Below are 15,157 nucleotides of genomic sequence, written 5' to 3'. Positions count from 1 at the left end.
TAAGCGTCAGCGCACATGCACGTAGGTGCCGGGTGCTGCCTCCATCGGTGGATAATTCGGGTTGCCGAGGGTAAACGTGGTTTCGTGCTGCGTGCCGGAGCGCTGCTGTATCCACTCCAGCCACTGCGGCCACCAACTGCCGTCGACGCGCTTGGCGTCGTAGTACCAGGCGCGCGGATCGCTGCTCAGCTTGCCGTTCTCGACGTAATTGGCTTTCGGGTTGCTCGGCGGGTTGAGGATGCTCTGCACGTGCCCACTGTTGGACAGTACGAAACGCCGCTCGCCACCGAGCAGCAGGGTCGAGCGGTACACCGCGTCCCACGGCGTGATGTGGTCGTTCATGCCGGCCACGCTGAAGCTGTCGACGGTGACTTTCTGCAGATCGATCGGCGTACCGCAGACTTCCAGGCCACCCGGGTGGGTCAGCGGGTTGTGTTTGAAGAAGTCCAGCAGGTCGCCGTGGAACGCGGCGGGCAGGCGAGTGTTATCGTTGTTCCAGTAGAGAATGTCGAAGGCCGGCGGCTCTTTGCCGAGCAGGTAGTTATTGACGAAGTAGCTCCAGATCAAATCGTTGGGCCGCATCCAGGCGAACACCTTGGCCATGTCGCGACCGTCGAGCACGCCTCGCTGGTAGGAGCGGCGTTTGGCCGCTTCGATGGTCTGTTCGTCGGCGAACAGCGTGGTCGGGGTTTCGATCTCACTGTCGAGCAGGCTGACCAGATAGGTCGCACTGGAGATCCGTCGCAGTTGCCGTTTCGCCTGCAGATGACCCTGCAGCGCGGCGATGGTCAGGCCACCGGCGCAGGCACCCATCAGATTCACCTCGCGCGCGCCGGTGATCGCCCGGCAGATGTTCATCGCTTCTTCCACGGCTTCGACGTAGGTCGAGAGGCCCCATTCCCGGTGGCGTACGTCCGGGTTGCGCCAACTGATCATGAAGGTCTGCAGGCCGTTTTTCAGCGCGTACTGGACAAAGCTGTTCTGCGGGCTGAGGTCGAAAATGTAGTACTTGTTGATTTGCGGCGGCACCACCAGCAACGGCTTGGCGTACTGTTTTTCGCTCATCGGCTTGTACTGGATCAGCTCCAGCAGCTCGTTGCGAAACACCACCGCACCGGTGGTGGTGGCGACGGTCTTGCCGACCTCGAACGCCTGCTTGGTAACCTGGCGTGGCAGGCCATCGTTGTGCAGCAGATCATCAAACAGATGGCTCAGGCCGCGCACCAGACTCTGGCCGCCGGAATTGAACAGCTCCTTGACCGCCAACGGATTGAGCAAGGTATTGGAGGGCGCGACGGCATCGTTGAGCAGGGTGAACGCGAAGTGCGCGCGAGCGCGATCGTCCTCGCTCATGCTGCTTTCATCGATCCAGCTCTTGACCTGTTTCTGCCAGGCCAGATACGCCTGCAGACTGCGCCGGTAGAACGGATTGAGGCTCCACGCCGGATCGGCGAACCGCGCGTCCTGCGGGTTGGTCGGGTGCAGGGTTTCACCGAGCAGCACGCGACCGAGCTGGCCACCGAGTTTCAAGGCGTGCTTCGCGCTGTGAATCGGGTTGCGCAGACCGTGGGCGGCGACGCTGCGCAAGGTCGAGAGCAGGTCCCGCCCACGCAGGCCGGTCATTGCACTTTGTGCATTGATGAACACGGCGGGACTGGGCACTACGCCCGTCGCAGGTTTGTCGCGCATGACTCAACACTCCTTCGTCTTCAGGTCAAAAACAAACTCACCGAACCAGAACACCATAGTCGCTGTTACGGGTTGCTGCCTGCGCGGCGTCCTGCCGCGCACGTTGTTCAAAACCTTGCATAAAGCCTGCCGCCGTGATTTATCCGCCCAGCGGGGTCGGGTGCGGGTGCATCACGGCGCGCTGCCGTTCCTCCTCAAGGAATTTCATGATGATCGGCGCCACGGCTTCGGCGCGGGTGATCAGGAACAGATGACCGTCGTCGATGATGTGCAGTTGGGCGTTGGGAATCCGCCAGGCGAGCATGCGCATGTTGATCAGCGGGATCAGTGGATCGTCGTCGCCGGCCAGCACCAGGGTCGGCTGATGGATCTTGTGCAGCCAGTGAATGCTGGTCCAGCCGAGGCCGGCGAACAGCTGCCAGTAGTAACCGAGCTTGCCCGCCGAACGCACTTTCGCCGCATGGCTGGCGGCCAGCGTCGGGTCGCGGCGGAACGAGCCGCCGTAGATCAACGGCGCAATGCGGATCACGTGCGATGGCTGGATGTAACGGCGTGGGCTGGCCATCATCCACAGCACTTTCGGCTTGCCCGGCACCATGAAGGCGCCGGCCGCGGTCGCCGCCAGCACCAGTTTCTTGCAGCGTTCGGGGTAGTCGTGGGCGAATTGCTGCGCCAGCGCGCCGCCCCACGACACGCCGATCACATTGACCTGGCCGTAGTCGAGGTAGTCGAGCATCCGCGCCGTCAGCTTCGCCAGCCCGGGAAAGCGATAAGGCCGGTTGGGCGTCGACGAGCCGCCGACACCGGGCACGTCGAAGGCGATCACTTCCAGATCCGGGTCCAGCGCCGCGACAAACGGAAACACCAGCTCCAGGTTGGCGCCGATGCCGTTGAAAATCAGCAAGGGCGTCAAATGAGGCTTGCCGGGGCGTACCGCGGTGCGGAGGGTCTGCCCATCCAGATCGACGGTACGGAAAATGAACGGTTGCGGCATGCTTCAGGCCCTGTGGGTCAATCTCAATATCACCTCCAATCCCTTGTGGGAGCGGGCTTGCTCGCGAAGGCGTCGTGTCAGCCAGCATCAATGTTGATTGCATGACCGCTTTCGCGAGCAGGCTCGCTCCCACAATGACAGGGTGGTGTCAGTTACCGCTCGTGAACATATGTGCCCGGCGATGCTTCACCTGGCGCGTACGCCTTGTTGCCGAGTTTGGTTGGTGCTTTTTTCAGATTACCCGAGCGCTCGGCCTGCCACGCCTGCCAGTACAGCCACCAGGAATCGGTGTGCTTGGTCGAGTTCTCTTGCCATTCGTCGGCATTGGCGGCCATGCCTTCGCTGGTCATGTAGCGCGATTTCGGGTTGCCCGGCGGGTTCAGGATGCTCTGGATGTGCCCGCTGCTCGACAGCACGAACTCGACCTTGCCGCCAAATAGCTGCGCCGACTTGTAGCAGGACTTCCACGGGGTGATGTGGTCGTTGGTGCCGGCCAGCGAGAAGATGTCGGCGGTGACCTGCTTGAGGTCGATTGGCGTACCGCACACTTCCAGTGCATTGGGGCGGATCAGTGGGTTGTTTTTGAACATCTCGATCAGGTCGCCGTGGAACGCGGCCGGCAACCGGGTGGTGTCGTTGTTCCAGAACAGGATGTCGAACACCGGCGGCTCGTTACCGAGCAGGTAGTTGTTGACCCAGTAGTTCCAGATCAGGTCGTTGGGGCGCATCCACGCGAAGACCTTGGCCATGTCTTTGCCTTCGAGCACGCCGGCCTGATACGAGTGGCGTTTGGCGGTCTCGAGGGTCTGCTCGTCGACGAACAGGGCGACGTCGCTGTCCAGGGTGGTGTCGAGCACGCTGACCAGCAGGGTCAGGGCGTTGACCTTGTTTTCGCCGAGGGCGGCATAGTGGCCGAGCAGGGCGGTGCAGGTGATGCCGCCGGAGCAGGCGCCGAGCATGTTCACGTCTTTGCTGCCGGTGATGGCGGTGACCACGTCGACTGCTTCTTTCAGCGCATCGATGTAGGTCGACAGGCCCCACTCGCGCTGGGCCTTGGTCGGGTTGCGCCAGCTGACGATGAAAGTCTGCACGTTATTACGCAGGCAGAAGCGCGCGAGACTCTTGTCCGGGCTCAGGTCGAAAACATAGAACTTGTTGATCTGTGGCGGCACCACGAGCAGTGGACGCTCGTGGACTTGCTCGGTGATCGGCTTGTACTGGATCAGCTCCAGCACGTCGTTGCGAAACACCACCGCGCCTTCGGTCACACCAAGGCTCTTGCCGACCTCGAACGCGCCCATGTTGACCTGGCTCGGCATGCCGCCGTTGTGCACCAGATCCTTGGCCAGATGCGAGAGGCCATCGAGCAGGCTTTTGCCGCCGGTCTCGAAGAAGCGTTTGACCGCCGCCGGGTTGGCGGCGGTGTTGGTCGGGGCCATGGCTTCGGTCATCAGGTTGATCACGAAGTGGCCGCGCGCGATGTCTTTGGGTGACAGGCTGCTGTCGTCGATCCAGGAGTGGAGCTCCTTGCGCCACGCCAGATAAGTTTGCAGATAACGTTTGTAGAGCGGGTTCTGACTCCACGCCGGATCAGCGAAGCGACGGTCATCGCTGGCCGGTTGCAGTTCGGATTTGCCGAACAGCACATTCTTCAGTTCAAGACCGAAATGGGTCACGTGCTTGACGCTATGGATCGGTTGTTTGATGGCCTGGGTCAGCACCATTCGAGCAGAGGCCAGCAGATCCTTTCCGCGCAGCCCAACGACGGGATTAAGCCCCAGGGTGTTTTCCGAGGCTTGGTACTTCAGGTCATCGTTATTCTTGTTACTCATCTACGACGCTCCATTGTCCTGAGACGAGTACCCGTTTTCTGCTGTGCAGTTCCACAGCGAATGCCAGGTACTACTGCTCGGGTGACCGTTAATTCTGCATAGCTGCTTTACAGTCGTAGAGCACTGCAGGGAACTTGCCAGCTCCATTGGTTACCCGAGTTTAATTTTTTTCGCAAGCAGGCCGATCCTCGGCCACACAGCAGAGCATTCAAACAGATGAATTTAGAAAATGCCCTCTAAAGAGCAAGAGTCTCGGACTAGAGCATCAGCTTGACGATTGACTCGTCCGGATCGCGGGTTTTCCCGGCCGCTTTGAGCTCGGCCAGATAATCGGCCCAGAGTGCGTCATGACGTCGCCCCAGCTCGTAGAGATAATCCCAGGTGAACAGGCCGCTGTCGTGACCGTCGTCGAAGGTCAGTTTCAGTGCGTACTGACCGGCCGGTTCCAGGCCGCTGAGGCCGACATTGAGCTTGCCGAATTGCAGGATCGGTTTGCCGTGGCCCTGGACCTCGGCGGAAGGGGAATGCACGCGCAGGAATTCGGCGGGCAGGGTGTACTCCTCGCCGGACGCGTATTTGAGCGTCAGGGTTTTCGAGGCTTTGTGCAGTTTGATGTCGGTGGGGATCATGAGCAGGTTTCCGTCTTGTGCGGAACCTTGTGGGAGCGAGCCTGCTCGCGAATGGGGTGGTTCAGTCAACGCAACGGTTGAATGTACTGCCGTCTTCGCGAGCAGGCTCGCTCCCACAGTTCCATTACATCTGTAAGAGTGACCTACAGGATATAACGGGACAGGTCTTCGTTCTGCGCCAATTCGCCCAGATGGCTGTTGACGTACGCAGCGTCGATCAGGATCGGCTTGTCGTCATGCGCGCTGGCCAGGTCGCCGGCACTGAACGACACCTCTTCCAGCAGGCGCTCGAGCAGCGTGTGCAGACGACGGGCACCGATGTTCTCGGTTTTCTCGTTGACCTGCCAGGCGATCTCCGCCAGACGCTTGATGCCTTCCGGCTGGAACTGGATGTTCAGGCCTTCGGTTTTCAGCAGCGCGCAATATTGCTCGGTGAGCGATGCGTGCGGCTCGCTGAGGATGCGCTCGAAGTCTTCCGGGCTCAGTGCCTTGAGCTCGACACGGATCGGCAGACGGCCCTGCAGCTCCGGCACCAGATCGCTCGGCTTGCTCAGGTGGAACGCACCGGAGGCGATGAACAGGATGTGGTCGGTCTTGACCATGCCCAGCTTGGTGTTGACGGTGCAGCCCTCGATCAGCGGCAGCAGGTCGCGCTGTACGCCTTCACGGGACACGTCGGCGCCGCCGACATTGCCGCGCTTGGCGACCTTGTCGATTTCGTCGATGAACACGATGCCGTGTTGCTCGACCGCTTCCAGCGCCTTGGCCTTCAACTCTTCTTCGTTGACCAGACGCCCGGCCTCTTCGTCGCGCACCAGTTTCAGCGCTTCTTTGACCTTGAGCTTGCGAGCTTTCTTCTTGCCCTTGCCCATGTTGGCGAACAGGTTCTGCAGCTGGCTGGTCATTTCTTCCATGCCAGGCGGCGTGGCGATTTCGATGCCGGCCACTTCGGCGACTTCGATCTCGATTTCCTTGTCGTCCAACTGGCCTTCGCGCAGGCGCTTGCGGAACAGTTGGCGAGTATTGGAATCGCTGCTCGGTGCTTCTTCATTGCTGAAACCCATGCGTGCAGGCGGCAGCAGTGCGTCGAGGATACGGTCCTCGGCAGCGTCTTCGGCACGGTGACGCACGCGGGTCATTTCCTGCTCGCGGAGCATCTTGATCGCGGCGTCGGCCAGATCACGGATGATCGATTCGACGTCACGGCCAACGTAGCCGACTTCGGTGAATTTGGTCGCTTCGACCTTGATGAACGGCGCGTTGGCCAGTTTCGCCAGGCGACGGGCGATTTCGGTTTTACCGACACCGGTCGGGCCGATCATCAGGATGTTTTTCGGGGTCACTTCAACGCGCAGCTCTTCAGGCAGCTGCATGCGGCGCCAGCGGTTGCGCAGGGCAATCGCGACGGCGCGCTTGGCATCGTCCTGGCCGATGATATGGCGGTTGAGTTCGTGGACGATTTCGCGGGGAGTCATGGACATAGTAATTGACGGTCCTCAAGCAGAAACAAGCCGTGGCACTTAGGCCGCGTCAGGCTTATTCAGCGAGATCCTGCTCCTCAATGGTCTGGGTGTGGTTGGTGAATACACAGATGTCGCCGGCGATACCGAGGGCAGTTTCGACGATCTCACGGGCCGACAGGTCGGTCTTTTTCAACAGCGCGCTGGCTGCGGCTTGCGCGTAGGCACCGCCGGAACCCATGGCGATCAGGCCGTCTTCGGGTTCGACCACGTCACCGTTGCCGGTGATGATCAGCGAGGCGTCCTTGTTGGCGACCGCGAGCATGGCTTCGAGGCGGCTCAGGGAGCGGTCGGTGCGCCATTCTTTGGCGAGTTCGACAGCGGCGCGGATCAGGTGGCCCTGATGTTTCTCGAGCTGGCCTTCGAAACGTTCGAACAGGGTGAAGGCGTCGGCGGTGGCACCGGCGAAACCGGCGATGACCTGGCCGTGGTACAGGCGACGAACTTTCTTCGCGTTGCCTTTCATCACGGTGTTGCCGAGAGAAACCTGGCCGTCGCCGCCCATGACGACTTTGCCGTGGCGGCGGACTGAAACGATGGTGGTCAAGGGAAGAGTCTCCACGCAGCGGGGCGAAAATGCCTTATGCCCATTCATATGGGGGTGCTGGATAGGATTTCAACCGGGGAGGGCGCAGGGGGACGAACGGCGGAGGACAGACCGGGAATATGTTGTGCCGGTTATGACGCCTTCGCGAGCAGGCTCGCTCCCACAGGGACTGCGTGATTCCTGTGGGAGCGAGCCTGCTCGCGAATGAACGATGACGCGATGCGACTGACGGAATCAGCGGCTCTGGCGTTGTTGTAACAACAGGTTGCTGAAGCCGCTGCCGGCCAGTTGTTTTTGCGCAGTCGTCAGCTGTTCGCGGTTGCTGAACGGGCCGACCAATACGCGGTACCAGGTTTCATCCTTCACCGTGCCCGACTCAACCGAAACAGCCTGGCCCAGCAGAATGATCTGCGCCCGCACCTTGTCCGCGTCCGCCTCTTTGCGGAACGAGCCGGCCTGGAGGAAGAACTTGGTCACCGGCGCCGCTTTCGCCACCGGTGGCGCTGGCGGCGGGGTAATACCTGACAGCGCAGCCTGCGCCCGCGCGGTGTCGATCTTCGCCGCTTCCGCCGGGGTGACCGGCGTGGTCGGCACTTGTGGCGTCGGCAGGGTTTTCTCCGGCACGGCATCCGGCGGCACGATCACTTCCGATTCCGGCAGCAAGGTGTAGAAGTCGTACTTCGGCTTCACCGGTTGCGTCGGGCTCGGCGGGGTCTTGTTGGCCTCGGCGATCTTCGACGCTTTCTGCTGTTGCGCCTGCTCGACTTTCTCGCGCTTGACCGTGTCGCTGCCCTTGCCAGGCTCCAGTTTCATCAGAAACACGATGAACGCACCGACCGTCAGGCCGATGGCCATCCACAGCCAGCCCGGGATCGGTTGCTTTGCAGGAGCTTGGTAACGGCTGGCGCCACGCTTGGGTGCAGGTTTTTTCTTGGCAGCCAACTTACATGCGCTCCAGAGTTTCCAGGCCCAACAGTTCCAGGCCTTGCTTGAGAGTACGACCGGTCAGCGCGGCCAGACGCAGACGGCTCTGCATCTGGACCGGCGTCTCGGCGGCGAGGATCGGGCAGTTCTCGTAGAAGCTGGAGAACAGACCGGCGACGTCATACAGATAGGTGCAGAGGATGTGCGGTGTGCCTTTTTCCGCGACGTTGTTCAGCACTTCGCCGAACTGCGCCAGCTTCGCCGCCAGCTCTTGCTCGTGCGCGGCTTCGAGGACGATCTGGCCGTCCACTTCGCTGAAGTCCTTGCCCAGTTTGCGGAACACCCCGGCGACACGGGTGTAGGCGTACAGCAGGTACGGCGCGGTGTTGCCTTCGAAATTCAGCATCAGGTCGAAGTTGAAGCTGTAGTCGCTGGTGCGGTGCTTGGACAGGTCGGCGTATTTCACCGCACCGATGCCGACAACCTTGGCGATGTTGCGCAGTTCGTCTTCGGCCAGTGTCGGGTTTTTCTCTTTGACCAGGTTGTAGGCACGTTCCTGCGCTTCGGTCAGCAAATCGATCAGCTTCACGGTGCCGCCATCACGGGTCTTGAACGGACGGCCGTCGGCGCCGTTCATGGTGCCGAAGCCCATGTGCTCCATTTCCATCGGATGGGTCACGAAACCGGCCTTGCGCGCCACGGCGAACACTTGCTGGAAGTGCAGGGCCTGACGCTGGTCGACGAAGTACAGCGCGCGATCAGCTTTCAGCTTGCCACTGCGGTAGCGCACGGCCGCCAGGTCAGTGGTGGCGTACAGGTAACCGCCGTCAGCCTTGACGATGATCACTGGCAGCGGATCGCCGTCGGCGTTCTTGAACTCGTCGAGGAACACGCACTGGGCGCCGTTGCTCTCGACCAGCATGCCGGCGGCTTTGAGGTCGTTGACCACGTTGATCAGGTCGTCGTTGTAGGCGCTTTCGCCCATCACGTCGGCCATGGTCAGTTTGACGTTGAGCAGTTCGTAGATCTTCTGGCAGTGCGACAGCGAGATGTCCTTGAACTTGGTCCACAGCGCCAGGCACTCGGCATCGCCGGCCTGCAGCTTGACCACCAGACCACGGGCGCGGTCGGCGAATTCTTCGGATTCGTCGAAACGCTGCTTGGCGGCGCGGTAGAAGTTTTCCAGATCGGACAGCTCGTCGCTGGTGATCGGGTTTTCCTGCAGATACGCCATCAGCATGCCGAACTGGGTGCCCCAGTCGCCCACGTGGTTCTGGCGGATCACTTCGTCGCCGAGGAACTCGAGAACACGGGCCACGCCGTCGCCGATGATGGTCGAGCGCAAGTGGCCGACGTGCATCTCTTTGGCCAGGTTCGGTGCCGACAGGTCGACCACGGTGCGCTGCGCCGGGCCGGCCTTGCGCACGCCAACGTTAGCGTCGGCCAGAGCGGCGTCGAGGCGCGAGGCGAGGGCCTGGGTGTTCTGGAAGAAATTGATGAAGCCTGGACCGGCGATTTCGGCCTTGGTGACGTTCTCGTCGGCCGGCAGCGCAGCGATGATTTTCTCCGCCAGATCGCGCGGCTTCATGCCCGCAGGCTTGGCCAGCATCATGGCGATGTTGCTGGCGAAGTCGCCGTGGGTTTTGTCGCGGGCGTTCTCCACCTGAATCGCCGGCGACAGGCCTTCAGGCAACACACCTTCGTTGACGAGTTGGGTGAGGGCTTGTTGGATCAGCTGGCGAATGGTGTCTTTCATGGTCTTCTCTTTCGACCGCAAGCGCGGCGGCGCATCGATGCGCGGGTGGAAAAACTGGGCATTATCCGTTGCGAAGACGGGCTTGCCAACCTTAGCAGGCAGCTTATGGATATGTGGTGACAATTCGGGCCTCTTCGCGAGCAAGCCCGCTCCCACAATGGATCAGCGGCGTTCATTTGTCTGGCTCATACCCTGTGGGAGCGGGCTTGCTCGCGAAGGCGATTTTCAGATCAATACAGATCCACGGGATCGACATCCAGCGACCAGCGCACCGCCCGCCCGCTCGGCATCTGCTCCAGTTCCAGCAACCAGTTGGCGAGCAACCGATGCAGCGGGGCCCGGGCTGCCGCCTGCACCAACAACTGTGCACGATAGCGACCGGCTCGGCGCTCCATCGGCGCCGGCACCGGCCCGAGCAATTCGATGCCGCTCAGATTCTGCTCGACCAGCAAGCGTTCGGCCGCGTTGCATGCCTCATCGAGAAAACCTTCGGCCTGCCCCGGTTTGTGCGCTTCGGCACGCAACAGCGCCAAGTGTGAAAACGGCGGCAGTCCGGCGGCGCGGCGCTCGCTCAAGGCCTGTTCGGCAAAGGCGAAGTAACCCTGCTCGGTCAGTTGCACCAATAAAGGATGGTCGGCCAGGTGGGTCTGGATGATCACCTTGCCCGGCTCCTCCGCCCGCCCGGCGCGCCCGGCCACCTGCACGATCAATTGCGCCATGCGCTCGCTGGCGCGGAAGTCGCCGGAGAACAGCCCGCCGTCGGCATCCAGAATCGACACCAGCGTGACCCGGGGGAAGTGATGCCCCTTGGCCAACATCTGCGTGCCGACCAGAATGCACGGCTGGCCCTTCTGAATCGTCGCGAACAGTTGATTCATCGCGTCCTTGCGCGAAGTGCTGTCGCGGTCGACGCGCAGCACCGGGTAGTCCGGGAACAGAATCGCCAGGCGCTCTTCGGCGCGTTCGGTGCCGGCGCCCACCGGCCGCAGATCGACTTTGTTGCACTTGGGGCATTGGCGCGGCGTGCGCTCGACGTTGCCACAGTGGTGGCAGCGCAGTTCGCCGTAGCGCTGGTGCACGGTCATTCGCGCATCGCAGCGTGAGCACTCGGACATCCAGCCGCAATCGTGGCACAGCAACGTCGGCGCAAAGCCGCGCCGGTTGAGAAACACCAGCACCTGCTGGCCCGCCGCGAGGGTCTGGCCGATGGCTTGCTGCATCGGCCCGGAAATGCCGCTGTCCAGCGGGCGGCTTTTCACGTCCAGGCGCAGGAAACGTGGTTGCTTGGCGCCGCCGGCCCGCTCGTTGAGGCGCAGCAGGCCATAACGACCGGTGTAGGCGTTGTGCAGGCTTTCCAGCGAAGGCGTGGCAGAGCCGAGGACGATCGGGATGTTTTCCTGTCGCGCGCGCACCAGTGCCAGATCCCGGGCGTGGTAGCGCAGGCCTTCCTGCTGTTTATAGGAGCCGTCGTGTTCTTCGTCGATGATGATCAGACCCGGGTTCTTCATCGGGGTGAACAGCGCCGAGCGAGTGCCGATAATAATGTCGGCCTCGCCGTCACGGGCGGCGAGCCACGCATCGAGACGCTCACGGTCGTTGACCGCCGAATGCAGCAGGGCGATGCGCGCATTGAAGCGCTGCTCGAAACGCGCCAGGGTCTGCGGGCCGAGGTTGATCTCCGGGATCAGCACCAGCACCTGCTTGCCGGCTTCGAGGGTTTCGCGGATCAGTTGCAAATAGACTTCGGTCTTGCCGCTGCCGGTGACGCCCGCCAGCAGATACGCGTGATAACTGTCGAACCCGGCGCGGATCGCCTCGTAAGCGGCGCGTTGTTCGGTGTTCAGCGGCAGTTCCGGTTGCGCCAACCAGTGTTCATGGCGCACGCCAGGGGCGTGCCGGCGAATCTCCACCTGCACCAGCCCCTTGGCCAGCAGCAGGTCGAGGCTGTCCTTGCTCAGCATCAGTTTGCTCAACAACTGATGGGCGACGCCGTGTGGGTGCTGCGCCAGCGTCGCCAGCGCTTCCCGTTGCCGTGGCGCGCGGGCGACGCGCGGATCATCGAGGCTGGCGCCGGGGGCGACTGACCAGAAGCGCTCCTGTCGCGCCTCGGCCAGTTCGCCCTGACGCAGCAGCACCGGCAGCGCCCAGCTCAAGGTGTCGCCGAGGCTGTGCTGGTAATACTGCGATGTCCACAGGCACAGCTTGAACAGCGCGGGCGGCAGCGGCGGCTCGGTATCGAGCAGGGCCAACGCCGGCTTGAGTTTCTCCAGCGGCACGTCGCTGGTATCGGCGATCTCGACCAGAATCCCGATCATCTCCCGCCGCCCGAACGGCACCCGCAGGCGCATGCCCGGCTGCAACTGGGCACGCGACACCCCGGCCGGGGCCCGATAGTCGAACAGGCGGCGCAGGGGCGAAGGCAGGGCGAGGCGCAGAATGGCGTCGGGCACGCGGGGGGATCTCGATCAGCAGGCGATTAAAAGGACTGCGTATATAACCTGTGGGAGCGAGCCTGCTCGCGAAAGCGGTGTATCAGGCGGCTGATATGCTGGCTGATAGATCGTCTTCGCGAGCAGGCTCGCTCCCACAGGGACAGCGCAATGGGCCGGGAGCCTAGCAGACGGTCGGTCTCAGGGACAGCTTGCGCGATTGACATTGTCTGGTAGAATCCGCGGCCTAATTACGTGCGGTATTCAACAATAGTGTTGGGTGGCGGCACGCTAGCTGAGGAAGACATCATGAAAGCTGATATCCACCCGAATTACCCAGAAGTTGCAGTAACCTGCAGCTGCGGCAACAAGTTCGAAACCCGTTCGACCTTCGGCAAAGCCCTGGCGATCGACGTTTGCAACGAGTGCCACCCGTTCTACACCGGTAAGCAGAAGACTCTGGACACCGGTGGCCGCGTTCAGAAGTTCGCCGACCGTTTCGGTGCCTTCGGCGCCAAGAAGTAAGATTGGTCATTCTGGAAAACTTCGACGGTTTCTCCAGGCTGATGAAAAAGGCGTCCCTTGTGGGCGCCTTTTTTGTGTCCGCGATTTGGCTGTCCGCTGCCCAGGCATTTTGCCCCACGCCTGCCGGCCTGAGCAGCGTCAGCGTCCAGCGCGTGGTCGATGGCGACACGCTACGCCTGAGCGATGGGCGCAGTGTGCGGATGATCGGTCTCAACACGCCGGAGCTGGGCAAGCAGGGCCGCAGTGACGAACCCTTCGCCGTGGCGGCGCGCAAACGTCTTGAAGCACTGGTGGCGGACAGCCAGGGTCGGGTCGGTCTGCTCCCCGGCAAGCAGGCCAAAGACCATTTCGGTCGCACCCTCGCGCATGTCTACAGCACCAACGGCACCAATCTTGAAGCGCAAATGCTCGCCGACGGCCTCGGTTTTCAGGTGGCGGTGGCACCGAATGTCGATCTTGTTGCCTGTCAGCAGGCGGCCGAACGCAGCGCCCGTCAGGCCGGTCGAGGCCTCTGGCGCCAGTCGCCTGTACTGAAAGCGGAGCAGATCCGCACTTCGGGTTTCGTCGTGGTCAGTGGGCGTGTGAGCAAGGTTCAGCGCAATCGCGGCGGAATCTGGATCGAGTTGCAGGACTCGGTTGTACTGCGCATTGCACCCAATCTGGTCGGACAATTCGACAACGCCCGGTTGCAGGCGCTGCAGGGCAGGCAGATCGAGGTTCGCGGCTGGGTCGTCGACCGTTCGCGGCGGGGCGGGTTGAAACCGGGCCAGCCGCGTTGGCTGCTGCCGCTGACCGATCCGTCGATGCTGCAAAGCGCGCGCTGAAGAAAAATTGTAGACATTTTTTCTGTCGATTGTGAACAGTCAAGCCCTTGTGCGCCGTGGCTCTTGGCCCAAAGTCGTAGGACGGCGCGCTTGACAGGGGTGACCGCTCAGTCTTGTGGGGACTTTGCGAGGCGCGTATCCTCGCTGACCAGTCTGTCCAACAGTAAAAAGCGGAATGCCAAAATGTCTGATCTGAAAACTGCCGCTCTCGAATATCATGCCAATCCTCGTCCAGGGAAGCTGAGTGTCGAGCTCACCAAGGCCACTGCTACCGCCCGCGACCTGTCGCTGGCCTACAGCCCCGGCGTAGCTGAACCAGTGCGTGAGATCGCCCGCGATCCTGAACTGGCCTACAAATACACCGGCAAGGGCAACCTGGTTGCAGTCATTTCCGATGGCACCGCGATTCTGGGCCTGGGTAACCTCGGCCCACTGGCCTCCAAGCCAGTGATGGAAGGTAAAGGCGTACTGTTCAAGCGCTTCGCCGGCATCGACGTGTTCGACATCGAAGTCGACTCCGAAAGCCCGCAAGCCTTCATCGACACCGTAAAACGCATCTCCATCACCTTCGGTGGCATCAACCTGGAAGACATCAAGGCACCTGAGTGCTTTGAGATCGAGCGCGCTCTGATCGAGCAGTGCGACATTCCGGTATTCCACGATGACCAGCACGGCACCGCGATCGTGACCGCTGCGGGCATGATCAACGCCCTGGAAATCGCCGGCAAAACCCTGCCGGAAGCCAAGATCGTCTGCCTCGGCGCTGGCGCTGCGGCCATCTCCTGCATGAAGTTGCTGGTGAGCATGGGCGCAAAAATCGAAAACATCTTCATGGTTGACCGTACCGGCGTGATCCACTCCGGCCGTGATGACCTGAACCAGTACAAAGCCGTGTTCGCTCACGCCACTGACAAGCGCAGCCTGGCTGATGCTCTGAAAGGCGCTGACGTGTTCGTCGGTCTGTCCGGCCCGAACCTGCTGAGCGCTGAAGGCCTGCTGTCGATGGCGGCCAACCCGATCGTCTTCGCCTGCTCGAACCCGGATCCTGAAATTTCCCCGGAACTGGCGCACGCCACCCGTAGCGACGTGATCATGGCCACCGGTCGTTCCGACTACCCGAACCAGGTCAACAACGTTCTGGGCTTCCCCTTCATCTTCCGTGGTGCCCTGGATGTTCGCGCCAAGCGCATCAACGAAGAAATGAAAGTGGCTGCGGCCAACGCCCTGCGCGAACTGGCCAAACTGCCAGTGCCACAGGACGTGTGCGACGCCTACGGTGGTGCGCCGCTGGAATTCGGTCGTGAATACATCATTCCGAAGCCAATGGACAAGCGCCTGATCACCCTGATCTCCGACGCTGTGGCCAAGGCTGCGATCGAGACCGGTGTGGCCACCCTGCCGTATCCGAAGAACTACCCGCTGAAAAGCGTGGATGACGTGTTCAACGGCTAAGCCGTTGTAGCGCTTCAACGAAAGCCTCGGCTTGTG

12 protein-coding genes are annotated in these 15,157 nt (G+C 61.8%); 3 read left to right on the top strand and 9 right to left on the bottom strand.

Annotated elements, in window-relative coordinates:
* Window positions 1–6: 6 nt before the first annotated feature.
* The 9 genes from phaC (QRN61_RS02085) to QRN61_RS02045 form a co-directional block, all read right to left on the bottom strand.
* On the bottom strand, window positions 7–1,689 hold the full coding sequence (phaC, locus tag QRN61_RS02085) for a class II poly(R)-hydroxyalkanoic acid synthase (protein WP_003220865.1): 1,683 nt from the start codon (window positions 1,687–1,689) through the stop codon (window positions 7–9).
* Window positions 1,690–1,828: 139 nt separating this feature from the next.
* Window positions 1,829–2,683, bottom strand: a complete 855-nt coding sequence (phaZ, locus tag QRN61_RS02080; protein ID WP_027611303.1) for a poly(3-hydroxyalkanoate) depolymerase — start codon at window positions 2,681–2,683, stop codon at window positions 1,829–1,831.
* Window positions 2,684–2,835: 152 nt separating this feature from the next.
* Window positions 2,836–4,515: a class II poly(R)-hydroxyalkanoic acid synthase gene (phaC, locus tag QRN61_RS02075; protein WP_047600835.1), complete on the bottom strand. Its 1,680-nt coding sequence runs from the start codon at window positions 4,513–4,515 to the stop codon at window positions 2,836–2,838.
* 257 nt (window positions 4,516–4,772) lie between these two features.
* Entirely contained in the window at window positions 4,773–5,144 is a 372-nt protein-coding gene (locus QRN61_RS02070) for a gamma-butyrobetaine hydroxylase family protein (protein ID WP_027611305.1), read from the bottom strand.
* Between the two features lie 143 nt (window positions 5,145–5,287).
* Entirely contained in the window at window positions 5,288–6,625 is a 1,338-nt protein-coding gene (gene hslU, locus QRN61_RS02065; RefSeq protein WP_007968354.1) for an ATP-dependent protease ATPase subunit HslU, read from the bottom strand.
* A gap of 55 nt (window positions 6,626–6,680) precedes the next feature.
* Window positions 6,681–7,211, bottom strand: coding sequence for an ATP-dependent protease subunit HslV (gene hslV, locus QRN61_RS02060; protein WP_007968352.1), 531 nt, complete (start codon window positions 7,209–7,211; stop codon window positions 6,681–6,683).
* A gap of 234 nt (window positions 7,212–7,445) precedes the next feature.
* Window positions 7,446–8,153 carry an SPOR domain-containing protein gene (locus QRN61_RS02055; RefSeq protein ID WP_041074932.1) on the bottom strand — a complete coding sequence of 236 codons (708 nt, stop codon included), beginning with the start codon at window positions 8,151–8,153 and terminating at the stop codon, window positions 7,446–7,448.
* A 1-nt stretch (window position 8,154) separates the two neighbouring features.
* A complete protein-coding gene (argS, locus tag QRN61_RS02050) occupies window positions 8,155–9,891 on the bottom strand; it encodes an arginine--tRNA ligase (protein WP_098966806.1) in 1,737 nt (578 codons plus the stop codon).
* Between the two features lie 230 nt (window positions 9,892–10,121).
* A complete protein-coding gene (locus QRN61_RS02045; RefSeq protein ID WP_285373104.1) occupies window positions 10,122–12,341 on the bottom strand; it encodes a primosomal protein N' in 2,220 nt (739 codons plus the stop codon).
* Window positions 12,342–12,629: 288 nt separating this feature from the next.
* Between QRN61_RS02045 and rpmE the strand changes: the two genes are divergently transcribed.
* From rpmE to QRN61_RS02030, 3 genes are all read left to right on the top strand, one after another.
* A complete protein-coding gene (rpmE, locus tag QRN61_RS02040; RefSeq protein ID WP_007968345.1) occupies window positions 12,630–12,845 on the top strand; it encodes a 50S ribosomal protein L31 in 216 nt (71 codons plus the stop codon).
* A 41-nt stretch (window positions 12,846–12,886) separates the two neighbouring features.
* The gene (locus QRN61_RS02035) at window positions 12,887–13,669 is read left to right on the top strand and encodes a thermonuclease family protein (RefSeq protein ID WP_285373222.1); all 783 of its coding nucleotides are present in this window, start codon (window positions 12,887–12,889) and stop codon (window positions 13,667–13,669) included.
* 183 nt (window positions 13,670–13,852) lie between these two features.
* A complete protein-coding gene (locus QRN61_RS02030) occupies window positions 13,853–15,121 on the top strand; it encodes a malic enzyme-like NAD(P)-binding protein (protein ID WP_003220889.1) in 1,269 nt (422 codons plus the stop codon).
* The last annotated feature ends 36 nt before the right edge of the window (window positions 15,122–15,157 follow it).

Origin of the sequence: Pseudomonas sp. lyk4-TYG-107 (assembly GCF_030209055.1) — a bacterium.
Taxonomy (GTDB): Bacteria; Pseudomonadota; Gammaproteobacteria; order Pseudomonadales; family Pseudomonadaceae; genus Aquipseudomonas; species Aquipseudomonas putida_A.
This window is presented reverse-complemented; position numbering and strand designations above follow the sequence as displayed.

Coding starts and splice junctions, on each gene's coding strand:
- phaC (WP_003220865.1), bottom strand. CDS start 1,689: ATGCGCGACAAACCTGCGACGGGCGTAGTGCCCAGTCCCGCCGTGTTC.
- phaZ (WP_027611303.1), bottom strand. CDS start 2,683: ATGCCGCAACCGTTCATTTTCCGTACCGTCGATCTGGATGGGCAGACC.
- phaC (WP_047600835.1), bottom strand. CDS start 4,515: ATGAGTAACAAGAATAACGATGACCTGAAGTACCAAGCCTCGGAAAAC.
- QRN61_RS02070 (WP_027611305.1), bottom strand. CDS start 5,144: ATGATCCCCACCGACATCAAACTGCACAAAGCCTCGAAAACCCTGACG.
- hslU (WP_007968354.1), bottom strand. CDS start 6,625: ATGTCCATGACTCCCCGCGAAATCGTCCACGAACTCAACCGCCATATC.
- argS (WP_098966806.1), bottom strand. CDS start 9,891: ATGAAAGACACCATTCGCCAGCTGATCCAACAAGCCCTCACCCAACTC.
- rpmE (WP_007968345.1), top strand. CDS start 12,630: ATGAAAGCTGATATCCACCCGAATTACCCAGAAGTTGCAGTAACCTGC.
- QRN61_RS02035 (WP_285373222.1), top strand. CDS start 12,887: ATGAAAAAGGCGTCCCTTGTGGGCGCCTTTTTTGTGTCCGCGATTTGG.
- QRN61_RS02030 (WP_003220889.1), top strand. CDS start 13,853: ATGTCTGATCTGAAAACTGCCGCTCTCGAATATCATGCCAATCCTCGT.